Origin of the sequence: Paenibacillus pini JCM 16418, from assembly GCF_000576305.1 — a bacterium.
Taxonomy (GTDB): Bacteria; Bacillota; Bacilli; order Paenibacillales; family Paenibacillaceae; genus Paenibacillus_AQ; species Paenibacillus_AQ pini.
This window is the reverse complement of the sequence record NZ_BAVZ01000002.1, coordinates 457,441-481,583: the sequence shown is the minus strand read 5'-3', so window position 1 is coordinate 481,583 and position 24,143 is coordinate 457,441. Positions and strand designations below refer to the sequence as shown.

20 protein-coding genes and 4 pseudogenes are annotated in these 24,143 nt (G+C 44.1%); 8 read left to right on the top strand and 16 right to left on the bottom strand.

Going from position 1 to position 24,143, the window contains the following annotated elements; all coding sequences use genetic code 11:
• The first annotated feature begins 73 nt into the window (after positions 1 to 73).
• Both JCM16418_RS05540 and msrB read left to right on the top strand, forming a co-directional pair.
• Positions 74 to 688 carry a TVP38/TMEM64 family protein gene (locus tag JCM16418_RS05540; protein WP_036646858.1) on the top strand — a complete coding sequence of 205 codons (615 nt, stop codon included), beginning with the start codon at positions 74 to 76 and terminating at the stop codon, positions 686 to 688.
• Between the two features lie 102 nt (positions 689 to 790).
• Positions 791 to 1,762: a peptide-methionine (R)-S-oxide reductase MsrB gene (msrB, locus tag JCM16418_RS05535; protein ID WP_036646857.1), complete on the top strand. Its 972-nt coding sequence runs from the start codon at positions 791 to 793 to the stop codon at positions 1,760 to 1,762.
• Positions 1,763 to 1,862: 100 nt separating this feature from the next.
• Here msrB and JCM16418_RS05530 read toward each other — a convergent pair whose 3' ends face one another.
• Positions 1,863 to 2,654, bottom strand: a complete 792-nt coding sequence (locus JCM16418_RS05530) for a lipid II flippase Amj family protein (protein WP_052020061.1) — start codon at positions 2,652 to 2,654, stop codon at positions 1,863 to 1,865.
• A gap of 156 nt (positions 2,655 to 2,810) precedes the next feature.
• On the opposite strand from JCM16418_RS05530, the gene JCM16418_RS05525 reads away from it, so the two are divergent.
• On the top strand, positions 2,811 to 2,993 hold the full coding sequence (locus JCM16418_RS05525; RefSeq protein ID WP_036646856.1) for a DUF2188 domain-containing protein: 183 nt from the start codon (positions 2,811 to 2,813) through the stop codon (positions 2,991 to 2,993).
• Between the two features lie 95 nt (positions 2,994 to 3,088).
• On the opposite strand, the gene JCM16418_RS05520 is transcribed toward JCM16418_RS05525, so the two are convergent.
• The gene (locus tag JCM16418_RS05520) at positions 3,089 to 3,781 is read right to left on the bottom strand and encodes a YitT family protein (RefSeq protein WP_036646855.1); all 693 of its coding nucleotides are present in this window, start codon (positions 3,779 to 3,781) and stop codon (positions 3,089 to 3,091) included.
• Positions 3,782 to 4,341: 560 nt separating this feature from the next.
• On the opposite strand from JCM16418_RS05520, the gene hmpA reads away from it, so the two are divergent.
• The gene (gene hmpA, locus JCM16418_RS05515; protein ID WP_036646854.1) at positions 4,342 to 5,547 is read left to right on the top strand and encodes an NO-inducible flavohemoprotein; all 1,206 of its coding nucleotides are present in this window, start codon (positions 4,342 to 4,344) and stop codon (positions 5,545 to 5,547) included.
• Here hmpA and JCM16418_RS27010 read toward each other — a convergent pair.
• Together JCM16418_RS27010 and JCM16418_RS05510 are read right to left on the bottom strand one after the other, a co-directional pair.
• A pseudogene (locus JCM16418_RS27010) lies at positions 5,508 to 5,666 on the bottom strand (VOC family protein); the annotation flags it as partial. The gene hmpA and the pseudogene JCM16418_RS27010 sit on opposite strands and share 40 nt — an antisense overlap.
• Positions 5,667 to 5,708: 42 nt before the next feature.
• The gene (locus JCM16418_RS05510) at positions 5,709 to 6,206 is read right to left on the bottom strand and encodes a Crp/Fnr family transcriptional regulator (RefSeq protein ID WP_036646853.1); all 498 of its coding nucleotides are present in this window, start codon (positions 6,204 to 6,206) and stop codon (positions 5,709 to 5,711) included.
• 194 nt (positions 6,207 to 6,400) lie between these two features.
• Between JCM16418_RS05510 and JCM16418_RS05505 the strand changes: the two genes are divergently transcribed.
• Complete coding sequence (locus JCM16418_RS05505) at positions 6,401 to 6,778, top strand: YhjD family protein (RefSeq protein WP_036646852.1); 378 nt, start codon at positions 6,401 to 6,403, stop codon at positions 6,776 to 6,778.
• Between the two features lie 73 nt (positions 6,779 to 6,851).
• Here the strand turns inward: JCM16418_RS05505 and JCM16418_RS05500 are convergent, their stop codons facing one another.
• The 6 genes from JCM16418_RS05500 to JCM16418_RS05475 form a co-directional block, all read right to left on the bottom strand.
• Positions 6,852 to 7,820: a hypothetical protein gene (locus JCM16418_RS05500; RefSeq protein WP_242403716.1), complete on the bottom strand. Its 969-nt coding sequence runs from the start codon at positions 7,818 to 7,820 to the stop codon at positions 6,852 to 6,854.
• A complete protein-coding gene (locus JCM16418_RS05495; RefSeq protein WP_036646851.1) occupies positions 7,813 to 9,174 on the bottom strand; it encodes a nucleotide sugar dehydrogenase in 1,362 nt (453 codons plus the stop codon). The genes JCM16418_RS05500 and JCM16418_RS05495 overlap by 8 nt, the downstream gene beginning before the upstream one ends.
• A gap of 22 nt (positions 9,175 to 9,196) precedes the next feature.
• A complete protein-coding gene (locus JCM16418_RS05490; RefSeq protein WP_036646850.1) occupies positions 9,197 to 10,003 on the bottom strand; it encodes a response regulator in 807 nt (268 codons plus the stop codon).
• 61 nt (positions 10,004 to 10,064) lie between these two features.
• Positions 10,065 to 11,453 (bottom strand): glycosyltransferase family 2 protein, encoded by a 1,389-nt coding sequence (locus JCM16418_RS05485; protein WP_242403722.1) that lies wholly within the window; start codon positions 11,451 to 11,453, stop codon positions 10,065 to 10,067.
• 22 nt (positions 11,454 to 11,475) lie between these two features.
• Positions 11,476 to 12,669: a HEAT repeat domain-containing protein gene (locus JCM16418_RS05480; RefSeq protein ID WP_036646849.1), complete on the bottom strand. Its 1,194-nt coding sequence runs from the start codon at positions 12,667 to 12,669 to the stop codon at positions 11,476 to 11,478.
• A 38-nt stretch (positions 12,670 to 12,707) separates the two neighbouring features.
• On the bottom strand, positions 12,708 to 14,939 hold the full coding sequence (locus JCM16418_RS05475; protein ID WP_036646848.1) for a hypothetical protein: 2,232 nt from the start codon (positions 14,937 to 14,939) through the stop codon (positions 12,708 to 12,710).
• Positions 14,940 to 15,790: 851 nt separating this feature from the next.
• On the opposite strand from JCM16418_RS05475, the pseudogene JCM16418_RS05470 reads away from it, so the two are divergent.
• Both JCM16418_RS05470 and JCM16418_RS05465 read left to right on the top strand, forming a co-directional pair.
• Positions 15,791 to 17,034 (top strand): annotated as a pseudogene (locus JCM16418_RS05470) (DNA polymerase IV).
• Positions 17,031 to 17,381, top strand: a complete 351-nt coding sequence (locus JCM16418_RS05465; protein WP_036646847.1) for a YolD-like family protein — start codon at positions 17,031 to 17,033, stop codon at positions 17,379 to 17,381. Before JCM16418_RS05470 ends, JCM16418_RS05465 begins: the two are co-directional and overlap by 4 nt.
• A 91-nt stretch (positions 17,382 to 17,472) precedes the next feature.
• On the opposite strand, the pseudogene JCM16418_RS05460 reads toward JCM16418_RS05465, so the two are convergent.
• The 4 genes and pseudogenes from JCM16418_RS05460 to fakA all read right to left on the bottom strand — a co-directional run bounded on the left by JCM16418_RS05460 (position 17,473) and on the right by fakA (position 22,621).
• Positions 17,473 to 17,761, bottom strand: a pseudogene (locus JCM16418_RS05460) (stage VI sporulation protein F).
• A 69-nt stretch (positions 17,762 to 17,830) separates the two neighbouring features.
• Positions 17,831 to 19,881 (bottom strand): annotated as a pseudogene (recG, locus tag JCM16418_RS05455) (ATP-dependent DNA helicase RecG).
• Positions 19,882 to 19,895: 14 nt separating this feature from the next.
• Positions 19,896 to 20,753, bottom strand: a complete 858-nt coding sequence (gene fakB, locus JCM16418_RS05450; protein WP_036646846.1) for a DegV family protein — start codon at positions 20,751 to 20,753, stop codon at positions 19,896 to 19,898.
• Positions 20,754 to 20,815: 62 nt separating this feature from the next.
• Complete coding sequence (gene fakA / locus JCM16418_RS05445; RefSeq protein ID WP_036646845.1) at positions 20,816 to 22,621, bottom strand: DAK2 domain-containing protein; 1,806 nt, start codon at positions 22,619 to 22,621, stop codon at positions 20,816 to 20,818.
• Between the two features lie 266 nt (positions 22,622 to 22,887).
• Between fakA and rpmB the strand changes: the two genes are divergently transcribed.
• Positions 22,888 to 23,076, top strand: a complete 189-nt coding sequence (gene rpmB / locus JCM16418_RS05440; RefSeq protein ID WP_036646844.1) for a 50S ribosomal protein L28 — start codon at positions 22,888 to 22,890, stop codon at positions 23,074 to 23,076.
• Positions 23,077 to 23,230: 154 nt separating this feature from the next.
• Here rpmB and spoVM read toward each other — a convergent pair whose 3' ends face one another.
• Both spoVM and rpe read right to left on the bottom strand, forming a co-directional pair.
• Complete coding sequence (gene spoVM, locus JCM16418_RS05435) at positions 23,231 to 23,311, bottom strand: stage V sporulation protein SpoVM (RefSeq protein ID WP_034273235.1); 81 nt, start codon at positions 23,309 to 23,311, stop codon at positions 23,231 to 23,233.
• Positions 23,312 to 23,479: 168 nt separating this feature from the next.
• Positions 23,480 to 24,142 (bottom strand): ribulose-phosphate 3-epimerase, encoded by a 663-nt coding sequence (gene rpe, locus JCM16418_RS05430; RefSeq protein ID WP_036646843.1) that lies wholly within the window; start codon positions 24,140 to 24,142, stop codon positions 23,480 to 23,482.
• Between the last annotated feature and the right edge of the window lies 1 nt (position 24,143).

Genomic DNA, 24,143 nt, shown 5'->3' with positions numbered 1-24,143 from the left:
TCTGGAAATTACTATCATTATTCTGTAACAAATTTGATATGATGAAATAACTCCATTCCAGAAAGGATATTCCATGAAAAAGTGGCTCCTCATTCTTTTATACATTTTAATTATGTTACTAGCTTTTATTTACCGTGATCCCATTCTGGAGTTCATGCAGCAGCATGATTCCTTTAGTGTATTGCTCATGCTTTCAGCGCTGCTTGCACTATTCCCTATTATTCCGTACAAGCTGGTTATAGCTGCACTCGGGTTTGCTTACGGCACCTTCTGGGCAGCCGTGATCTCATGGCTAGGAACGATGATCGCAGCCGCAGTAATTTACGCGCTGGTTCGCTATGTATTCAGAGAACAAGGGCGTCGTTATTTATCTAAAATAAACTCACTAGATACGTTTACCACATGGATCGAAGCTCATCCATTTACGAGCGTAGCCGCTGGGCGACTGATGCCCATTGTGCCCCAAATGGCGGTCAACGTATTTGCAGGCGTAGCATCTGTCCCGTTCTGGACATTCACACTTGCGTCAGGACTTGGTAAAATCCCAGGCATTTTTCTGTATGCCTTCCTTGGTGGCAATCTTACCCGTCGCCCGCTACTCTCTGGCATTATCATTACCACATATATTCTTTTCCTCGCCATTATGGTACTTCAATACCGTAAATCGACGCGCAGAGATCCCAAATAGCCCTCCGCTTGGTTTACAGTGTCCACATAGACTATAATATAAGAAGAAAGATAAGCTATTTAAAGGTTAAGATCCACTATTATACATGAGCGGAGTGATATCATGAGCAATGAACAATTAGTTCAACAGGAACAGGCTACTTTTGCGGGAGGTTGCTTTTGGTGCATGGTAACCCCGTTTGAAGAGTTGCCCGGTATTATTAGTATCGTATCAGGCTACACAGGCGGACGTACGGAGAATCCAACATACGAAGAAGTGTGCTCGGATACAACAGGCCACTTTGAAGCCGTGCAAATTACGTATAACCCGAATGTATTCCCCTATACGAAGCTGCTTGAATTATTCTGGCAGCAAATTGATCCGACCGATGATGGCGGACAATTCCATGATCGCGGTGAATCGTACCACACAGCAATTTTTTATCATACGGAAGAGCAGCGTGTGCAAGCCGAAGCCTCCAAGCAAGAGCTTCAGGAAAGTGGCCGATTCGATAAACCGATTGCCACTCCAATTCTGCCTGCAAGCCGGTTCTATGCCGCAGAAGAATATCATCAAGATTACCACAAGAAGAATCCTGGACATTATAAGCGGTACCGCAAAGGCTCCGGACGTGATGACTTTTTGAAAAAACACTGGTCTCCTGTCCTTGATCAAGAGGAGTTGAAACAACGCCTAACGCCTATTCAATATCAAGTGACACAGAATAGTGGTACTGAGCCTCCTTTCCAGAATGATTTCTGGGATCATCATGGCGAAGGCATTTATGTCGATATCGTCTCAGGTGAACCGTTATTCAGCTCATTGGATAAATTCGACTCGGGCTGTGGTTGGCCTAGCTTTACTCAGCCGATCCGCAACTATCATGTTGAGGAAAAAACCGATTTAAGCCATATGATGGTACGCACAGAGGTTCGCAGCAAGCAAGGGGATTCTCATCTAGGTCATGTCTTCAATGATGGGCCTGGTGAAAATGGACTTCGCTACTGCATCAACTCTGCAGCTTTACGTTTTGTTCCGAAGGAAGATATGGAGCAAGAAGGCTACGGAGAGTACCTATTATTATTCAAAGGATAGTATTTGTTTTGATTAACCGATCACAAACATATTAAAAGGCTGTCCCTCTGTTCATCGTTGAACAGGGGGACAGCCTTTTCTTTTCACAAATCGAATTCAATTAGCTTGCTACCATCCATCCAATCCAGTAAGCACAAGGCACCAGCAATAGCTGAGCCATCATTGTACCCATGCAACGCGATACCATCATCAAACCGAATACTTGGTTCATCTGTCCAAGTTTAGCTTGCCCGCGTAACGTGCGGTCCGAGAGTAGCGCAATCCGTGGATCAATCAGCAGTGTAAGCAAAATCGTTGCAAGTCCGTTAATTAGACCGGAAGAAGTAGATGCGCTCAATCGGTCAGCAGGCCACAGATATGCGGCATACAGTGCTGATAATACCCCAACCGTATAGATTGCCGTTACAACCATGTTCAGCACCATAAGCCTACGCGGCAAACGTCCCGTAAATAATGTTTTAAACATTTGTAAGTTGGGCCATTTTATATACGTGAGTGCATTTTTCAGCAACCTTTTATTCGCCGAATTTTTAAGCATTTTAGGTATTGATCCAGCAGCTTCGAGATGAACAACCATCCGTGAGCATAAACGTACCATACTTGGGAACAGGACCATGGCTATTAAAGTTCCAAGTGTTGCAGCTACAAGAATCATATGTAATTTAAATTCTAAATGAAATCCGGACGTCTTCAAAGCCCCGTCTACCATATGACCAACCATGGGCCCTTGCGCAATATTCGAAGTGCGAGAAATCAATACGAGCAAACCCGCTAGCGATAATGCAAGTGTAATCCGGCGCGACCTTAGTCCGCCAAGCCGAATCGCATAGGACAGGCTATCTACGGTATGAATGACCATGGTAAAAGCAATAATCATAGCGAACTGGATCACATGTTGTTCCTCCTACGTCTAAAACGTTTGAATTATTTTCCCATTATAACCCAACCTCCCTAAACTGCAAGAGAAGGTGTGGCAGGCTTCGTTTGATTAGGAACTGACAGGGTAATAATAAATAGACCTAAAATGAATGTACTGGAGGGATACATGATGCCATGGAACAAACAAGACTATCCCGTATCAATGAAGAATCTAAAGCCAAGAATTCGTAACAAAGCTATCGAGATTGCAAATGCACTACTAGATGAAGGCTATGAGGAAGGGCGTGCCATTGCCATCGGTACTTCTCAAGCCGAGAAATGGGATGAAGATCATCCTGCAGCAAAGGAATAACAAAGCTCTACTACTATATTTGTGCACAAAATAACCGCCAGACTCCTTATAGGTGAAGGAATCTGGCGGTTATTTAACGATTACATCGTATATCACTAGTGAACACTCCGTACCGAATGAATCGGCGTGGTGGTAACGGTTTTGGAATCAACCGGTTTGAGTGGTGCGGTTTCGGTAGTCTTTTTACTACGAAACGCTAACGTATATGTGATGGTTTTACCTGCAATACTTACCGCTAGAATAGTAAATAATGTTTCTTGAAGCGGCAGATAGAACAGAGATATCAGCAGCACGGCTGCATCCATCAAAATAAATACAGTACCCACTTTTAACCTCGTACATTTACTGATCAGAATGGAAAGAATATCATCACCGCCGGTAGCCCCGCCAAAACGCAGAACCAAACCTGTGGCAAATCCCGTTACCAAACCTGATAAAATAGCTGCAAGAAGTAAATTATCATGAAGATCAATTACCAATACTGAATAACGTTCCAGCAAACCGTAAAAAATAGAAAAGGACAACGTGGCAATCAAAGTATTCACAATAAATTTACGGCCCTTCAGAAACATAGCAATCAGGATGACTGGGATATCAAGCAACAGCATGGTTAGCGCCGGGTTTAAACCCAGAACATACTTTCCAAGCAGGGATAATCCAACAAATCCGCCCTCAGACAAATGATTCTGAAAATTGATGTGATAATACGCAAACGCTAGTAAAAATGTTCCAAAAATCATAACAGCAGTCGTTGGCAACAGTGACAAAATATGGTCTTTCTTTCTCATACAAGTTTCCCTCTTATCGTAGTTAGTTGTCGAAATAAGACAAACAACTACGAGAAGTCGAACACTTGCAGGACTGGGTCCTTCGCATTTAAGCTTCCTTCTCTCGTAGAGTTTGCCTTACGTCCTAAATATCCGACGTTGCTCTACGAGGGAAGCTATGTGTAAGAGAGATCATAACGTTTCCAAATCGTCCTTTGGGGAGTGTTCCTTCGGGGACACATGGTATCCTGATCCTTTCCGTTTTTAGATAAGTTCTACATTTATTATACCACAACATACTTGCCTGCTAAACAGCAGCCCTAATTAAAATTCAAAAAAATAATGTTTATCACCAGACAAGAATGCCTGTTCTAATCCAGAATACACCTTCACTTCCATAATGTTGATGATCTTAATCTACATTTTGACTAGGATGTGAACGAAATCACAGCTATTTCTGATGTTCACATATTCGCAATGATTCCTGTGACTAGAATCACAATTACAATTTCGTCCTCTTCTTATACTGAATAAGAAAGAACGAATTTAACAATTCACACATATGAAAGAGGGAAAGAGACATGCTTACATCTAAGACTATAGACATCATTAAATCTACCGTTCCCGTATTAGAAGTTCATGGACAAGCCATTACAACTACTTTTTATCAAATGTTGTTTGACAACCATCCAGAGTTACTAAATATTTTCAACCATGTAAATCAACGTCAAGGCAAACAACCTCAAGCACTCGCAAACACGGTTTATGCTGCTGCTGTTCATATTGATAATCTAGAAGCCATATTACCTGTTGTGAAGCAAATCAGCGAGAAACACCGTGCGCTAAATATCCAGCCCGAACATTACCCTATTGTTGGGGAAACGTTACTCGCAGCAATGAAGCAAGTATTGGGTGATGCGGCTACTCCTGAAATTCTAAATGCGTGGGCTGAGGCTTACGGCATTATCGCTGACGCTTTTATTGGTGTCGAGGCAGATATGTATGAGACAGTTGAAAACATTCCAGGAGGATGGCTGGGATTCCGTAAATTTGTTGTTGATAAAAAAGTGAAGGAAAGTGATGTTATCACGTCCTTCTATTTGAAGCCACAAGATGGTAAAGCCATTGCAACTTATCTTCCCGGACAATACATTACTGTACGTGTTAAACCTGAAGGCGAAGAGTATACACATATTCGTCATTACAGCCTGTCCAAGGCAGCCGGAGATTCGAGTTATCGGATTACCGTGAAGAAGGAAGCGGCTTTAGCAGATAAACCAGCCGGCATTGTATCTACTTATTTACATGATTCTTTAAATGAAGGAGACATCGTTGAAGTCAGTGCTCCTGCTGGATCATTTACTCTCGACCAAAGTAAAGACATCCCTGTAGTTCTTCTAAGTGGTGGTGTCGGTATTACTCCGATGGTAAGTATGCTTGAAACGATTCTAAAAGAACAGCCCGATCGTGACGTGACGTTCATCCATGCTGCAATTCATGGCGGAGTCCACGCGATGAAAGAGCATATCGAACAATTGGATGCATCCCATCCACATATGAAATCATATTTATGTTATGAACTACCACGCGAGAATGACATTAGTCATAAAACAGGTTATATCGATCTCGCATGGCTACAGGAAATTGTGTCACCTGAAGCTGACTTTTATTTCTGCGGTCCGGTATCGTTTATGCGCGCTGTAAATCATGCTTTGCAGGAACTAGGCGTGCCTGCTGAACGAATTCACTATGAGTTTTTCGGTCCTGCCGATAGCTTAGAAGCATAGTCACTTACGATTTCTACTTTTATACGGTCCGGATCCTCAAAGAACACAGCATAATGATCCGGTCCACCTGCAAAGGGGTATCTGTCCGCATATAGGATAGATACCCCTTTTTGCTTCAACATGGATGACCAGATACATTAATCTCTACATGATGCAACAAATTAATGCCCCCTCAGCAGCCGATTTATGGTCTCACGCCTGACGCCAATCAGTTGTCCAATTTCCTCCTGTGTTAGCAGATCCGTAACTTGGACACCATGCGAATAATCATTTAGCCATTCGGAGAGCAGCTCCAAACGTTCTGCGGGTGTTCCGACTGTGAGATGATCCAATCGTTGCTGCATAAACCTTACTTTCTCCTGAAGGAGAAGTGCAATTTCCAGTGGTTTCTTCGGATCCTCACGAAGCTCACGATACCAATCCTCCGCGGGTATTTTCTCTACTTCGCTACGCATCAAAGCAATAGCCGTACCATGTGCCTCTTTTGGAGTAATGAGTGAATGATGCGGGACTGTCTCGCCGGCATATAAGATATTAAATAAAACCATATTTCCATTCTCATGTAGTCTTGTCACTTTAAACAATCCGCTCTTGATGTGATATAAATATTCCCCACTGTCTCCTTGCCTGAATAAAGTCTCTCCCTTGTGCAGAATCATAGGTTATTCTCCTTTATGTTGAGGTGCTTCCCATTCCGTATCATTGGTTTCTTCTATTATAACAGAAGGAATTTCCTCACTTCCAAATATTAACCTCTTGCCTGCAAGAATAGTTCAGCTTTAATATGTATATAAATAGAACATGCGTTCGTTTATTATTTTTGTTGGACTCCGCTTAAGGAAGTGTTTCCTAGATGAAAGCTTCATCTCTACCCCCTGCTCCTGCTGAAGAAGATACTCTACTCATCAAAAAGTACGTGCTTCATGTCGTTCTATTGGATGTGCTGGAACGGGATATGCGAACAATGGACACCCTCTCCCTCAAAATGCCAGAACTCTACATCCGTGGTTTGTCCATTATACAAGACCAAGCTATGACTCGGCTGACATCCATTCGGCAAGCCATGAAGGTCCATGGCATTCGCATATATGAAGAAAATCGCACGACACAAGGCATTCAGACATTATATTTATGCCGTGGATACCAGCGGCGATTCTTTATGCTATGGCCTTATATCAAGGCGGAAACGATTTCCGAGCTAAGTCGTTATCTGGGTATAAGCCTTACTTAATTCTAGATCATGAATAGCAAAAAAGCGTGTACATGAGTGTTTTCATGTACACGCTTTTCGGAACCCTGTAGGATCACTTACGATCCTGCTTTTGCGATTCCGTTGAAGCCACCTTACTTTGCCATTCTTCATAATGATGAACGGCTATCCCAGCAAATGACGGATGTTCCTCGCCAAGTCTGTTTGCAGTCTTCATTTCCTCTTCCATTATCGGCACATCTTTGCGAAAAAAGCTTACATGTGCTCCTTCTTTCGAACGAGCGAGCTCTAGTCCAATCCATACCGATTTACCAAGCTTGTCTGCTTGCTTCAGTTCATTACGTGCCAGATCGTACATCCCCTGCCCGCTATCGCGGTAAGACATGACGGCTACAGCATCGAACTTTCGAATCATCCAGCGACTTAAGCTTTCGCTCCCATCAGCCGCGCGAGTCTCGTCTAACCAGAATGGTACTGCCGCACTCATGTACAAGCCATGACTACTTCCCTCTGCTATCCAGCTATCCATGTTGTCGCTCCATTCACGAACAACTTCATTCTGATCTCGCTTCCAGCGCTGGAGTTGATATGGCTCGACATCGAACTGGATACCCGTAAAGCGTGCACCGTCCACAGATCCGTTATTATAATCAATGACCCATTTCAGCAAATCATTACCTTCACTACGCTTCTTCTTATAGGCCCAATCCGGCGTACCATCTAGCGCATGCACCGAAATACCTTTCGTTGTAGCAGCAGTAATGAAGCTACGATAATGATCTAAAGTCACTTTTTTCTGAACCTGCAAAAAGATGACATCAACCCCCTGCTCCTCGCAGAAAGAAAGTATGCTGTTCGTATTGTCCTCAATCATAGAGGTATCCCATAGCCAAGTAGCTTTATGCTTTTCCATGGATGAAGGTTTGGGAAGCAAAAATAGTAAGAGTACGATTAGGAGCACTAGCCCACAGGCTAACAGCAAAATACGAAGTCTGCCCCTAATCCCACCTACTTTCTCAGCTTCCCTCCCTTTTTTCACATGTCTGAGCTTCGAATTAGACAATTAGTGCAATATTCGGCTCATCAACATGCTGTACCGAATGTCCGATCTTATAAATGTGAGCCAGGTCATAATTGCGGAATGCATTACGTGTGTCCAGAATCGGTACTCCGAGCGCTGCGATTTCACCATAGTCTAGACCGCTGTGATTTGTAATGAGAACAATACAATCGTATTTATTAAACTGCTTCATATCATAAGCTATACTATGCACGGTTTCCCCCTGCTTGTCTCGGAAACTAACCGCGTGCGGATCGTAATAATCTACATTTGCACCATTTTCTTTAAACAAATCATACACTTCAAGTCCTGGGGATTCACGGACATCACTAATATCTGATTTGTAAGCCATACCGAGCAGGAGTACAGATGATTTCTTAATCGACTTCGCATATTCATTTAAAATCGTTGAAGTTTTATTGATCACATAGTAAGGCATGTTATCATTCGTAGATTGAGCAAGCTCGATAAATTTACTATAGAATCGGAATCCCTTAGCTTTCCACGACAAGTACATGGGGTCAAGCGGAATGCAGTGTCCACCGATGCCTGGTCCTGGATAGAAAGGCATAAATCCGAAAGGCTTCGTTGCTGCTGCATCAATAACTTCCCAAATATTAATGCCCATTCGGTCACACATCATCGCCATTTCATTGATAAAGGCGATATTAACACTGCGGAATGTATTTTCAAGAAGCTTAGACATTTCTGCTACTTTTGTAGTCGATACAGGCACTATTTTCTCCACATATCTAGAATAGAGCGCTGTTCCTAGTTCAAGGCAAGCTTTGGTTGTCCCACCAATTACTTTAGGTGTATTGAATGTGTTAAAGCGTGTATTCGAAGGATCAATCCGTTCTGGCGAGAAGCACAGGAAGAAGTCTTTACCTGCCTCGTAGCCAATGGCTTCGATCTCATCCTGAATTAGCTCCTCCGTTGTTCCTGGGTACGTGGTGCTTTCCAGTGTAATCAGAATCCCTTTCTTCATATGTAGTTTCAATTGGTCAACTACGGTCTTAATATACGAAGTGTCTGGATCTTGATTTTCACTAAGTGGAGTTGGCACACAGATGCTGAGTGCGTCAATAACCGTAATCATGCTGTAGTCAGTCGTCGGTTTAAAGCGACCGCTGGCTACACAGGCTGCCAAATCCTCAGAGGAAATATCGTTAATATAGGATTCTCCTTGATAGATTTTCTCGATTTTTGAAGGATCCACATCAATACCGATAACCGTAAATCCTTGCTTAACCATTTCTACGGCAAGCGGTAGTCCCACGTAACCTAGTCCAACCACGCCAAGCACTGCTTTTTTCGTTTGAATAGCTTCCAGTAATTGAGAGTAATATTGATTCACAACATTCAACCTCCATATATTTTTAGTTAAAACAACGGCGAATTCGAGCATCTAGTTCGACTGGGGAAAACGGTTTAGTAACATAGTCTTCAATTCCATTTTTGAAACATTGACTAATGGTCTGATCTACACGCTGACCTGTCAGCACAACGATTTTCGGTGTCTGTGCAAGCAGCAACTTTTGAATCTGCCTGATAAACGGTAGCCCATCAATGCCGTATAAATGAAACTCCGTCAGCACCACGTCGGGCTCCCACTTTTCAATGAGTTCCAGTGCTGCTTTACCATCAAGTGCTTCCAACGTCTCATACCCTTGCAAATGGAGCCTAATCCGTAGAAATTCGCGAATGGTATCGTCGTGATCTACGATCAGAATACGTCCGGGATCTTTAAGCGCCTCTGGTTTAGTAAAAATCTGAATATCAGATGAGACACTTAATTTAGCGGACTCTGCCATTTGCTTCAATGTAGCGGGCATCGGATCAACTTGTCCGGGGAAAACCGTAAGCGTTATGCGTGGATCAACCTGATTCATCGTTTCCTGTAAATGATGCTTTATTAGAAGAGCTTGGTAATGAGCTGCAGCCAGCGTATGACCTGGTAACATGATGGCTAGAGTATCGGTCTGGCTATCGGGTACAATTTCAAATTCCAATCCAGGTTCATACTGCAGTATTTCCCGCAGACGGCTCTCCATCTGTGGAGGCTGATCGCTGCAATAAAGGAACATAACACCACAGCTATCCTTAGAAGCTTCTTTAACACGTTCTGCCAAGTTATGATATACATCCGTTCTATATTCCTGCTGCACGATAACGGATTGGGGCATTATCAATTCCCACCTTTCGCTCAATTCATATTTGAATTCAAATTCTCAGTCAAGGACCGGATTAGGCCGTTTCACTTTCGTCATTCCAGCTTTGTCTGGTCATCGCTCCCCAAGAATTGTTTTTTTGCAAGTATTGAATATGTCCCTGAACCCGCCATAGTACACCAAGCTGATGGTATCCCACGAACTTAAGAGCGGAGTAAAGTAGCATTTTAAATAAATCCGATGGCTTCTTGTATCGTTTAAAAGCAATCTCTTCCAGAACAAGAGCACCTACACTAAGCAGATAGCCACTGAAGAAATTAAGCATGAAAAATACGAGTAGGATTTTCCAATGGGTCATATCCAGCAGCGCATAACCACCTAGAGCAAGCAATCCTGTTATTCTAAAATAAGGATTTAACGTTTCAAACAGGACATTGTACGGCATTGTAATAAGTCCCATTACTTTATATCTCGGGTTAAAAAGCATTCCGCGATTCTCAATCATGTTCTTCATATTACCTCGCCCCCAGCGTTTACGCTGATTGGCCAATATGCCGTAAGTATCTGGCGCCTGTGTCCAGCACACGGCTTCCGGGCAAAAAGCGACTCTGTAGGGTATTTTGTTCTTAAGCATATGACGATGGAGCTTAATAATAATGTTCATGTCCTCACCGGGATAACCTCCGCGGTAACCGCCAACATCAATAATGCTGTCTTTACGGAACAATCCAAATGCACCTGATACTATCACTAACCCATTCATATGACTCCAACCAATTCGTCCGCCAAGAAAGGCTTTTAAGTATTCAATTGACTGAAACATCGGCCAAATTTTACGCGGAAGCGATATATTATGAACCGCACCATTCTCAATCAAGCAACCATTTGCAATTCTTACATCCCCACCAATAGCTACCGTTTCCTCGGGATTCTCCATATACATTCGTGCCATACGGATCAAGGCGTCTTTCTCCAGTAAGGAGTCTGCGTCAATCGAAGAAACTAGCGGATAATGCGATAAGTTAATGCCTGCATTCAGTGAATCTGCCTTACCACCATTCTCCTTATCAATAAGGAATAGCTGCGGATAGTCGGGATTATGATATACGTCGCGGACGGTGTTCGTCTCAATCGTCCCGCTCATGTCCGGATTAGGTATTTTATGTAGCTCGTATTCAGCAATAAGTACATCCATCGTCTTATCACTCGAACCATCATTAATGACAATAACCTCAAACGTTGGATAGTTCAGCGTCATCAGACAATTCACATTCTCAATAATCGTCAGTTCTTCGTTGTAAGCAGGCACGAGCAGAGATACTGCGGGCACTAGCTCGGAACCAGCAAGCGTATTATAGCTGGAATATTTCGCTCTGCGAGCGATCGTCCAAATATTGCGAAAAGATAGACCAATAATGGAAAAATATAAAATATTAACAATCATTACGTAATAAATTGCGACCATACCATACATCAGTAGGATGTCTCTAAGCAGTGTAATCTCCTCCTAATGCCTTTTTGCCTACAATACGTTGTGTGGACTTGTTCCCGAAATAACGGGTATGCAGAAGCCGCTTCTTGTTGTAAGCTACCATATGCTCTAGCGCCGAATGTTCCGTTTCTTGAGCTAGAACGATTTCGATGCGCTCTAGAGCCGCATCGCGCTGTAGCCCTTTTCCATTCCTTGCCACTCGGCAGAGTGCTTCGAATCCAGACTCGCCAATAGCTGACAAGCTCTCGGCACTAAGGTAACGGACCTTACTACTAGAATCACGAAGTGCTTCGGTAAGCAGATCTATGCTGTCCTCTACACCTAACATCCCTAGTGAACGAACAGTAGCTGCCCGTACTTCCCAGCTGCTATCCTTCATCAAACGAATCGCCGCATCCTGATGTAGTGCGGGATACGTACCGAGATAGAGCTGAACCGCCTCTTCCCGGAGTGATTGTTTCTTCGTTCCGGTAAGTCGTTTAAGCGCTGGCATAACTTCAGGCACTGTCCGTCCTCGCGTTACTGCCATTCCTACTTGGACGATACCTGGATCAGCGTCTTCCAGTAGCATCGGATACAGAATGCCAGAATCAAGACTACTCTCCGTGACGATATCTGCCGCCAGGGCATGAATCGGCTTGTTATGAGAGAGCAGGCTGCGCAGCATATGTAGCACATCCTTGGGCTGCTGTGAACTCTTTGCAATAGCACGAGCAATCACAATCATTAAAGGATTATACTTTCTTCTCTGCATCAGATGGAGCAGCTCAGGAACGGCCTCTCCCGCACGCATTCCGCCAAGACGGTATGCTACCTCAACCCGTTTGCCATAGCTTGCGCGTCTTAACAATTTAAGATCCTCCTGCACAAAGCCGCTATCATGACATAGCTGGATCAGCTTACGACGATGGTCTCCCTTGAAAGCCTCAATCCATTCAATATATTTAAGCTGGATCATCCTTCTTTCTAGCTTTGTCAGCTTACCTAGCGGAAGCTGTAACACAGCATCTTCTTCGAGATGGGACTGAATATACACAAAATAATCACGATGCTTCTTCTCATATCTATCGATGTTGCGTAGCTCACGATTATGTGCAAGCTTCATCTGAAACAGAAGGATGATGCCAATTCCAATGAGGCCGAGGCATATATAAATGAACACGTATGCCAAGGTTAAATGCGCTATCATGATGAAGCTCCTCCTTTTTAACTTGTAATTTCTTAATATTACTGATCTCTAGGGGCCGACAGGCTACTGTAAGTTTTCTTCATAATGTTGTAGCTCTGCTTCAACTGTTCACTGTACTGCACTGTATCCCATGGCTTCCATGTGTAAGGAATAATATCTTGTACATTAAACGTTGACTGACTGCCCCCAGGCCAAGATACGGCACCACTTGTCCGATCTACAATCCATGGAATCAGGCGAACTCCTTCGGTCTTGATCGTACTAAAGGATCGTTTGGGTTTAGATTTTAACGGACTATAATCAATAACCTGAAGCGAACTAGGATCCGCAAACCCAAGCAGCATCCATGGTATTCGCATCTCTATCGTATTACCGCTGTACTGCCAAGCAGTAAGAGAGTTGAAGTCTCCCTGCCCGCGGTCATTTGTACCCCGCTTCAGCTTGCCAATCGTCTGATCGATAAAGGGATGACTGAAACGTGTATCCGGTGGACTCATCTGCAGCCCGATAGCTAGTTTCCATGGTACAAAAGGAGCTGCTTCCTGAGGAGTCTGTGGAAGCATACCATAGCCCATCGGTCCATACAGACGCTTATGAAAGTCGTAATCGGTGGCTAGTTCAACCTGTGATTCCTCGTCTTTACCTATTTCAATTAATGTTTCAGGAGCTCCACCCATAAGTTGTTTTCCTGGGAGAAGCTTCGTCCCCGGTACATTTCCCCCGGTAATGGTGTCTGCTCCAATAAACAGTTTAGATTTCACTGGATCAAAAACGTTATCGAGATGTATTGCAATATATAGATAACCTTCATCATGCGTTACCTTCATCTCTTTCATCCCTGATACTTGGCCCTGCCACTTCATAACCTGATCTTTCGGAATGTCATCCCAATCATCTAGCTTCCCATCAATTGTAATCGTCTCTTCTTTACCTGGCCTCATGGCAAGTAATCCAAACATCTTCTCATTCGTGAGTACGTTAATCCAATAAGCACGCCGATCCGCTGGAATTTCAAAAGGCATTGTATTCCACGTTTTCTTGAACCACTCATCCTGCCACATGAACAAAATAGCGCCGGCATAGCCTTCATCGTATATGTCCCGGGTCAGCGAAGCATCCATATTTCCCTGCTGTTCCTCATTATGACCCCCTTGATCTCTTCCTCCTGCCCCCAAATGAGACACACCTACCGAAGAAGGAACTCCATATTCAGTGACCATAATCGGGATTTTCTTGAATTTGGCTTTCAGCTGCCGAAGATAAGCCTTATAGGTGTTGTACTCCCCGTTGCTATCTTTAATCGTCCTAAGCGAAGCATCTGTCTGGAAAAAGTCAGGATAATATGGGTACACGTGATAAGCTGCGAAATAACCCGCCTTCCAATTTCCCGGTACAACATTTGTTGCATCCACACTTACCATATCTTCTTCAAATAATGGCTCGCCTGGATGGCTTAGCACATCCGTTGTTACCCAATTGGTAAATGCCATGGGATGCTCCCATCCGTACTGTTGTTCCTGCTGTGCGGTATAGTCGAGCAGACCCGCAAGCCAGTTCTCAAAAGCAGATGCATCCTTCGTTCCCGAAAAGTAGGCTCCCTCATACCGAGGTACATCGTTGTGCTTCTCATTCGTATTCTTGACCATACTGGGATCCCATTCCGTTCCCACATGCCAAGCCATTAAATATTTGCCTGCGTTCGTCTTGTATTCTCCGCTCGAAGCTCCCTGTTTCTGCGGAGCGCTTATATCTCCGTATACGGCGGCGACCGCCTTGCGGATTTCATCTTTAAACTGTTTCTGAATTTCACCCGAGTAGGCGTCCTGCTGCTCAATCAACTGTTCTTCCGGCGACCAGATGCCCTGCATGAAATAGAGCGGGTCATCTCCTTTGCTTTTGTTGTATTTAACAAGTGCCGAATAGAATACTGGTTGATGCACGGTGTATACACGAATGACATTCGCACCCATATCATCTATTTGTTTGAACCAGCGCAGATAATCTGCTTCTGTCACTGGCAATTCACCTGGAAAATGCCCGGGTACGGTTGCACCCAAATTAACGCCCTTAACAAATATTTCGCTCCACTTTCCGTCTGCATTGTATTGCAGGAACCGGTCACCTTCTGTCTTGAACTTGAATTGTGTTCCTTCCGTATTTTCGAAAGCCGACATCGAAGGCGAAGACCATGCAGCAAATCCTCCCGCAACTGCTCCAGAAATGAGAACGGCGGCTGCAATGCCAACAACCAAAAATTTACGTTTGATCATACACTAAATGTTCTCACCTCTTGTTTTTCCTTTTCATATTTGCGTAGCCTCGCTCTGTACAACTCTAATTTTTAACCATCTGCACCCCTTAATAAAATAGGCTGGTGGATGCAAATTTTGGAACCTGTTGGCCTATATAATTGGAAGTATAATCCTTATTTTAATTAAACTCGTGTTTATGAATTTCATCTCAATTTTGTAACCAAATTTCCTGCAACAGCAGTGTCGTAAACGCTTTCATATTAAAAAATCACTAATATATTATATTCTTTAACATCTTTATCCATTAATTCGACAAAACACTACTATAGTCCGATAAAGCGACAGCGGAAAACCGCGTTATATCAACGTTTTAGTTTCTTAGGGATTTTTTAATATGAGGAAAGAGTCCCTCTCGGGACATTATGTGCATGAGATGGGTTTATACCTTAAATGATAAAGCAGGATGCCTGTGACTATTCGTATAGTTCTTTTCCCGTATTGTCTACTTCATGCTCCTTTATGACTAGGAAGAATTAGGCTCGTATTTTCTTTTCATTTAGATTCACGCACAGTTTTTACAAATAATTCTCGTTACAAATAGAATATTCACTCTTATTCTTTGGCATTTCCCAACACACTCCAATCTTCATCTTTAATCGATAGAAGCAATAAGTACCTGTAGTAGGATTTTGAAATCGAATGGAAAACCCCGCATTATAAATATCTCATCCCCCTTTTTCCCAGTGTACTTAACAATTGATGTGGACTCATGCAAATAATTCCCGGTTGAAAAGAGAATATTTCTGCTTTATGATTGATAAAATAAGAACATGTGTTCCTGATACCCTATAATATAAGGAGCGAGTTCCATGGCTAAGGCTAATCATCGTGTTATTATGCTTGCGGATTGCCAATCATTCTATGCCAGTGTTGAGAAGTCCACTCATCCCGAGTATATAGGCAAGCCTTTAGTTGTATCTGGTGATCCCGCTCGGCGCTCGGGCATCATCCTAGCCGCCTGCCCACTGGCGAAGCAATATGGCATTAAGACCGCCGAAAGGCTCGGGGAAGCCCTAAACAAATGTCCCGATCTGATCGTTGTGCGCCCACATATGGAGGAGTATATCCGTGTGTCACTGCATATCACAGAAATTTTGCAGTCGTTCACAGATCTGGTAGAACCGTACAGCATCGACGAGCAGCATTTGGACGTCACGGGCAGTCTAGCGCTCTTTGGCAGTCCTGAAGAGATTGCACGTCAAATTCAACATCAGGTACGTTCTGAAACAGGAATTTATGTACGCGTAGGCATTAGCTACTGCAAAATTGTAAGTAAAATGGCTTGTGATATTTTTGCTAAAAAAAATAAGGAAGGCATTTACGTCCTCCCTGCTGAGAATATTGCGAGGGATCTCTGGCCCACTCCCATACGCGAGATGTTCATGGTAGGATCACGCATGTCCCGCCATCTATACAATATGGGTATCCATACGATCGGAGATTTGGCCCAAACTCCGCTCCACAAGCTAAAATCACGCTGGGGCGTGAATGGCGAAGTTCTCTGGCGGATTGCACGAGGTATGGATACCTCACCTGTGACACCCGGAAGCTTTCATCAGCAGCAAAAAGGTGTAGGCCACCAGATGACGCTTCCCCGTGATTATGCGTCATGGGATGAGATTAAAGTTGTTATGCTTGAGCTGTGTGAGCAGGTAGGTAGCGCTGCCGGGATAAGGGGCTCATGGGTAATGTCGTTAGTGTATCTTGCCAAGGAGCAGATTATGACCATCCTACAGGTTTCTCACGGCAGAAGAGAATGGATGATCCCACGAATATTACGGATGAAGTGTACGAAACCGCTCATGTACTGTTTCTTCGTCATTGGGACGGCATGCCTATTCGTAGAATTAGCATCTCCTTAACCGACCTCACATCAGATTCGCTTTATCAACTAAGCCTTTTTGGCGACCGTGACCGGAAACGTGAACTCGAACGCGCAACAGATGAGATTAAGCGTAAGTTTGGCGAAACCGCCATCCTACGTGCCTCTTCTCTTCAGGAATCAGGTCAGGCATATGAACGTTCACTCAGAATTGGAGGTCATTACAAATGAGTAAGAAACTACAAGGAAACGGCATATTTGAATCTTCAAGAATGATGCTGCCCGAACATCGCGAGGCTTATATCATACATCAGGAGCAACTTAAGCACCGTACCCCTCCGCTTATTGATCCGCAGGCAGCCGAAGAGATGGAGCGAATTATGGCTTCTTCTATGCATGGTGGATTTACCATTTCCCTCACGCTATTCAGCGAACCTGAGGACATTCGCTTGGCGGGTCGTGTCTTGCGCATGGATCGTCAACTTCGAAGAATTTACTGGGAAGCATCTTCAGCGGATAAATATGAATGGATCGAACTTGAACGTATTATTGACGTCGAAGCACCTGATGAACTGTAAGTTAGCTACACACCAAAAAACCTCCTGAGCATACATGCTCAAGAGGTCAATGATAGGACAAGCTCAACCTGTATCCCCAAACCATGTTCAGTTAGCGGAACATACTCCATAGTTTAATTAGATGAAACGTATTGCTGGGATCGATCTTCTGCGCAAGAACAAACTTAGTAATTTGTTCTTCCTCCGTTGCTGTCAGCTTTTCATTCAGAATAGATCCATACGACTTAACCAGTTTGTGCACCTTCGCTTTATCCTGCAGATCATGCTTATCCACGTTCTCTATTTAATTTTTTCACGCGCTCTTTGATCGCAGGATTTTTTAATTTTTTCTTAATCCGCTCCACCAGTTGAGGACTGATTCCATACTGCTGATAACCCAAGTCCCTAGCACCTCCCGTCAATTTTAGCAATTACCCAGAGTATATGACGGGGATAGAATGTCCCATGAGTTAATCAACCAGATCACCTTGAAAAATCTGTTCCTTCTGCAAGTATTCACGTAATAAAGTATACGCGGGTGATGTCCAGAAAGAGCTTTCACTAACAAGCTCAGCCGCGTCTTCGCGGGCTTGCTCTAGGACAGCAAAGTCACTTACCATGTCAGCTAGACGGAATTCAGGCAAACCACTCTGCTTTGTCCCAAAAAAGTCTCCAGGTCCACGAAGATCGAGATCTCGCCGTGATACCTCAAACCCATCCTCCGTCTCTGTCATGACATTCATACGCTCTTGTCCAATTTCCGACTTCGGATCGGCTATGAGAACACAGAAGGATGCATGTTTGCCCCGGCCTACACGTCCACGCAGCTGATGTAGCTGTGACAGTCCGAAGCGATCCGCGTCCATAATGACCATCAGCGTTGCATTCGGCACATCAACACCTACCTCAACAACAGTCGTTGAAACAAGGAGCTGGACCTCATTATCATAAAAAGACCTCATCACTTCTTCTTTCTCCGCTGGCGTCATGCGTCCATGCAGCAGTCCTACCCGATAAGCTGGAAAAGACTGCTGCATCTGAATATGCAAATCTATCGCATTCTGAACATCCAGCTTCTCAGACTCTTCAATCAGAGGACAGATCAGATAAGCCTGACGACCCTGCTCCACTTCACGTGAAATAAAGCCTAGTACCCTGTCCATCATATTATGCTTCACCCAGTATGTCGTAATGGGAATACGTCCTTTAGGACGTTCAGACAACGTAGACACATCCATATCACCAAAAGCTGTAATCGCAAGTGTACGCGGAATGGGAGTTGCCGTCATCGTCAGCACGTCTGGATTATATCCTTTACGCCGCAATACACCGCGTTGATTCACGCCAAAGCGATGCTGCTCATCTGTAACCACGAGTCCTAGCTGGCGGAAGAAGACATCTTCCTGAATCAGGGCATGCGTTCCTACTACAACATCCGTCATCCCCATTTGTAAAGACGCCAGCAGATCCTTGCGCTTCCTTCCATTCACACTACCTGTCAGCAGTCCGACGGTAATGCCAAAAGGTTCAAACATCCGCTCCAGAGAACGCATATGCTGCTCTGCTAAAATTTCTGTTGGCACCATAAGAGCACCTTGAAATCCCGAACGCACCGAGGCATATAGGGCGATGGCAGCAATAACCGTTTTTCCAGATCCTACATCACCTTGTAACAGACGATTCATGCAGTATGGAGAACGCATATCATGTAAAATTTCAAGTTCAACCTTCTTTTGCGCATCCGTTAACTCAAAAGGTAATCGATGTACAAATTCACGCACAGTCTTATTGTCAACGGTATGTACAATGCCATCCATGCGGCCGCGGTTTAGCGCCCGAAAAGCCTGCATTTTCAGTTGAAATAAAAATAGCTCTTCATACACCATACGTTCCCGGCCCAGTTGGCCCTCGTGTGTATCCTGAGGCTGATGGATTGTAGCAATCGCTTGTTTCCGTGGTAAAAAATGATACTGCTTGATGAGCTCATGCGGTATAATTTCCGGAATCATATCTCCATACTGCTCTAGAGCCTGGGTCATCGTTTTACGCATCCACGTTTGTGTAACTTTACCGCCAATGGAATAGACCGGCTGGAGCGTCCCGCTCCGCCATGCCCCCTGATCCGGGAATTCCGATTCAGAGACCGTCAGCTGCATGCGGCGTTGATCCCACTTACCAACGAGGACGATTTCACGTCCTGCCGTAAGCTGTTCCCGCAAGAAGTGACGATTAAACCAAGTGGCCGTAAACATCCACTCTTCCGCCATCATTTTGCAACTGAGCCGCGATTTCCCACCGTATCGCTGTAACACAGGCACCCCTATAATCTTAGCCTGAATGGTAATTTTATCTCCATCCTTAACTTCGCTAAGCGAGCGCAGACGATAATCTTCATATCGGAACGGATAATACTCTAATAAATCCTGTACTGTAAAAATGCCAAAGGCGTGAAGTTCCCCTTCTTTAAGGCACTCACGCCGCGCACCTGCTTCACTGCAATTTGACCTAAATCCAAACTCATCATCTATCCCTCATTTAAGCAGGCCAGATAAATACGGCTAATGTTCCGGGCCCGACATGGCTTCCCACTACAGGTCCGACATTCGTCAAGACCACTTCTTCCAGTTTGAACACCTTAGCGAGTTCTTCTAGAATGGGTTCAGCCGACGCCGGGTCTGCCGTATGACCCACAGCCACATTAATATTAGTGATGCCGCCTAAATCCTCTTGGAACCGTTCAACCATTCGAGCAGTTGCCTTCTTACGACCTCTGACTTTCTCCACTGCATAAATAATTCCTTCCTCATCAATAGAGAGGATCGGTTTAATATTTAAGAGCGTACCAATCATGGCGGCAGCCTTGCCTATGCGTCCACCTTTTTGTAAATATTCAAGGGTGTCTACTAGGAAGTAAAGCTTGCGTTTCTTCTGCAACTGTTCTACAGCAGCCACAATCTCAGCCACCGTTTTGCCTTCCATAGCCATTCTTGCCGCGTGCACTACGAACAAGCCAAAACCATAGGATGCAGATTTCGAATCGATAACCGTAATATCCGCATCATTCTCCATCATCGACGTCGCTAGCACAGCAGATTGATAGGTTCCGCTTAGCCCCGAGGATATATGGAGCGAAATAATCGGGCTACCCGGATACTGTAAGCCAATTTGCTCATACACCTGCATATAGTCAGCAGGAGATGGCTGAGATGTGGTAGGTAACTGCGAAGACTTCACAAGTCGATCATAGAATACTTTTGCCGACATATCTACGCCATCTAGAAAGCTCTCATCTCCGAACATCAGCCGCAGCGGTATCACATGAATATCATATTTCGTAACTAATTCTTCCGGGATATCCGCCGTGCTGTCCGTTACTATAACTACATTCGCCATGGAAAGACCCCCTTCATCTTCTTTCAACAATAAAGAACAAGTAGAGATGGTTAGTGTTCAACCTAAGATTCCACGGAAAATAAATAATAATAAAGCGGCTGACCACCTTGATGTACTTCCAGCTCAGCGTCAGGATAGTTCTCCTCGAGCCAAGCTGTCAGCTCATCCGTCATTTCCTCTTTCGTCTCTTCTCCAGCTAGTACAGTTACGATCTCATCCCCACTCACAATCATCTTCGCGAGCAATTCCTGACATGCAAGCAGCAGATCTTCAGCTGCTGCTACGATCTTGGAATTCTGAATTCCGATATACTGGCCAGCCTTAATCTCTAGATCATCAATGTGAGTATCCCGAACCGCATAGGTCACTTGTCCTGATTTAATTCGAGTAATGGATTCAAGCATATTTCCGGTGTTCATTTCCTGACTTTCTTCCTCTGAAAAAGCAAAGGCAGCCGCGATTCCTTGCGGTATACTCTTACTTGGAATGACCTTCACGCTACGCTCACCCTCAAGTAATTCAGCAGCTTGTTGCGCTGCTAGCACAATGTTCGAATTGTTCGGCAGTATATAGATATGCTGAGCAGAAATCGTAGCAATAGCATTCACGAAATCCTCTGTGCTCGGATTCATGGTCTGACCTCCAGAGAGGACTACATCCACACCAAGGCTTTTGAAAATATCCGCTATACCTTGACCTGAGGAAACAGCGATGAAACCATACTCGGCCATCTCATCCGCAGGAGGTTCCGCAGGTGTAGCTACTGGCGTAGGTGCAGAAGGGATATCAGCAAACAATTCAGGCATCGGAGCGATGTCCATTCCTGTGCTAAGCAAATCCCGATGCTGTTCACGCATATTTAAAATATGAATTTGTGTAATTTCACCATAACCAAGCGCCAAATTAAGTACTTCTCCAGGAGCTTTAGAATGAACATGAACTTTGATCATTTCGTCATCAGCAATAACAATAATAGAATCTCCGTTTACTGATAACGCTTTCCTGAATTGATCTTCATCAAAATATGAATTTATTGCATTTCCAAGCTGACGATTAATGAAAAATTCCATGTCATATAAAAATTCAATATCTTCCGTTTCTAAGCGAGCCTGCGCGATATCAGGCATTTCATGAACAGCTGCCGCAACAGGTGTATAAGTAGTAGACGTCACATGCTGAGGTTCTAGTCGACTTATAGGGTAAGCTTGTCTCTGTTCTTCGTATAAAGTGTGATCTTCTGTATGCGAACCCAAGGTATGCAGATATTGTAGAAACCCTTCATAAATATATACAAGCCCCTGCCCTCCAGAGTCTACTACACCAACCTGTTTAAGGACAGGCAGTAGTTCAGGTGTTTGTGCCAAAGCTTCTTTAGCTTTTGCTAGAACCTGCTCCATGAGTTCCGTAATATCATTTGTACGGCGCGCAAAATAAACTGCATGCTTAGCAGCTTCCTTAGCAACGGTTAGAATCGTTCCTTCCACGGGTTTAACTACCGCTTTATATGCCGCATCTACGCCGGTCTGTAAGGCCGCTGCAAATTGCATTACATTCAACTCTTCATAAGGAGCTGCATAGCGTCCAAAACCACGGAATAATTGGGATGTAATAACACCCGAGTTACCACGCGCCCCCATAAGGAGGCCTTTGGACAGCACACCTGCACTATGTCCTATAGAAGCAGAATGATTCTTTTTTAATTCGGTTACACCGGCAGTCATGGTCAAATTCATGTTTGTTCCCGTATCACCATCAGGCACCGGAAATACATTTAAAGAATTGACGTGCTCTGCATGCTGTTGGAGCTGCAGTGCTCCGGCTAAGACCATCTCCGTATAATCTGTCCCATTCAAAGAACGCTTGCTCAATGATAAATCCCCTTCCTAGCTAGATACCTCTAAGTAACTGACGTCTTACTTAATACGTTGAATACCATGTATTCGTTTCGTCAAAATTTGCAATAATGAATATAAATTTAAAATGCCCATTATGAAGAAGTATGGGCTAATCAACATTGTACTATAAGAAGCTTAAGAAATAAATGTTTTTGAGGACGGTTGACGAAGCAATTTTTGCTGTGATATTATATATAAGTATTGTTTTATGCAGGGTTTGGAACAAGGAGGTGTAATCTATGTCTCGCAAATGTTATGTGACTGGTAAACAACCAGGCAGTGGTAATCATGTGTCTCACGCTAATAACCATAACCGTCGTTCTTGGGGTGTAAACGTTCAGAAGGTTCGGATTCTGGTAAACGGTAAACCAAAACGTGTTTATGTCAGCACTCGTGCTTTGAAAGCCGGTAAAGTTACCCGCGTTTAATGTAGAAATGACATATAAGCAAAAAGCACCTTGTTCCTGAAGGTGCTTTTTTAATGCCTTTGACCATGCCAACTGCGCAGCAGTGCCGCCTCTGATCAGAGGTTTTTTTGTTTGAAGGCTTAATCAAATAAGCCGTGCACCCTCAGGAATGGCTTTAGCTTTTGTGAAATGTATTCAGGATTGCCTTAACAAACCCTCCCAAAAACTTTGGCAGCTTGAACGTATAAAATTTCATATCTCACCCTCCCCATCATTCTCATGTCAGCACGGTATGCTATGCCCTGAGCCTATTGGTATACAGACGCACAAAAAAGGTTACATGAGAACCCTGCTCATGTAACCATATGTATGCTCAAAAAGCATGCCCTATGCATCAAGGAAAGGGATGGAGTCAAGTAACATATTATCTTCCCGCCACACTGCTGCGAATAGCAGATAGAGCCAGGGAACGATCTGCTTGGCCATATACGGCACTTCCCGCTACTAATACATCTGCACCAGCTTCCACAACTAACGGAGCGGTTTCTGCTGTAATTCCACCATCTACTTCAATATGAACATCAAATAAGGAAGCCTCATTCAGCCATTGACGTACCTGACGTACTTTATGAATCATACGTGGTATAAATGCCTGTCCACCAAATCCTGGATTAACCGTCATCACTAACACCATGTCGAGATCCTCAAGTACTTCCTGAATAACATGAGCAGGAGTTCCAGGATTAATAGCAACTCCAGCCTGTACACCATGCTCTTTAATCAGATGAACCACACGGTGCAAGTGAGTACAAGCCTCAGCATGCACTGTGATAATCTTAGCTCCTGCTTTAGCAAAGTCAGCCACATATCTTTCCGGTTGCTCAATCATTAAATGAACATCGAGCGGTAAAGATGTATGCGGTGCAATAGCGCTAACAATTGGGGGGCCTAACGTGATATTCGGCACGAAATGCCCATCCATCACATCGACATGAATCCAGTCCGCTCCTGCGGCTTCAATCTCTGCAACTTCTGCACCCAAACGGGCAAAATCTGCTGACAATATGGACGGTGCAATCTTGATCATC

Excerpts from the sequence above, each read along its gene's own strand:
- JCM16418_RS05510 (WP_036646853.1), bottom strand. The coding sequence starts at position 6,206 with ATGATTCTGCACAAGGGAGAGACTTTATTCAGGCAAGGAGACAGTGGG.
- JCM16418_RS05520 (WP_036646855.1), bottom strand. The coding sequence starts at position 3,781 with ATGAGAAAGAAAGACCATATTTTGTCACTGTTGCCAACGACTGCTGTT.
- JCM16418_RS05475 (WP_036646848.1), bottom strand. The coding sequence starts at position 14,939 with ATGATCAAACGTAAATTTTTGGTTGTTGGCATTGCAGCCGCCGTTCTC.
- msrB (WP_036646857.1), top strand. The coding sequence starts at position 791 with ATGAGCAATGAACAATTAGTTCAACAGGAACAGGCTACTTTTGCGGGA.
- rpmB (WP_036646844.1), top strand. The coding sequence starts at position 22,888 with ATGTCTCGCAAATGTTATGTGACTGGTAAACAACCAGGCAGTGGTAAT.
- hmpA (WP_036646854.1), top strand. The coding sequence starts at position 4,342 with ATGCTTACATCTAAGACTATAGACATCATTAAATCTACCGTTCCCGTA.
- JCM16418_RS05540 (WP_036646858.1), top strand. The coding sequence starts at position 74 with ATGAAAAAGTGGCTCCTCATTCTTTTATACATTTTAATTATGTTACTA.
- fakB (WP_036646846.1), bottom strand. The coding sequence starts at position 20,753 with ATGGCGAATGTAGTTATAGTAACGGACAGCACGGCGGATATCCCGGAA.
- JCM16418_RS05480 (WP_036646849.1), bottom strand. The coding sequence starts at position 12,669 with ATGATAGCGCATTTAACCTTGGCATACGTGTTCATTTATATATGCCTC.
- JCM16418_RS05485 (WP_242403722.1), bottom strand. The coding sequence starts at position 11,453 with ATGGTCGCAATTTATTACGTAATGATTGTTAATATTTTATATTTTTCC.
- JCM16418_RS05490 (WP_036646850.1), bottom strand. The coding sequence starts at position 10,003 with ATGCCCCAATCCGTTATCGTGCAGCAGGAATATAGAACGGATGTATAT.
- JCM16418_RS05505 (WP_036646852.1), top strand. The coding sequence starts at position 6,401 with ATGAAAGCTTCATCTCTACCCCCTGCTCCTGCTGAAGAAGATACTCTA.
- JCM16418_RS05525 (WP_036646856.1), top strand. The coding sequence starts at position 2,811 with ATGCCATGGAACAAACAAGACTATCCCGTATCAATGAAGAATCTAAAG.
- rpe (WP_036646843.1), bottom strand. The coding sequence starts at position 24,142 with ATGATCAAGATTGCACCGTCCATATTGTCAGCAGATTTTGCCCGTTTG.
- JCM16418_RS05465 (WP_036646847.1), top strand. The coding sequence starts at position 17,031 with ATGAGTAAGAAACTACAAGGAAACGGCATATTTGAATCTTCAAGAATG.
- spoVM (WP_034273235.1), bottom strand. The coding sequence starts at position 23,311 with ATGAAATTTTATACGTTCAAGCTGCCAAAGTTTTTGGGAGGGTTTGTT.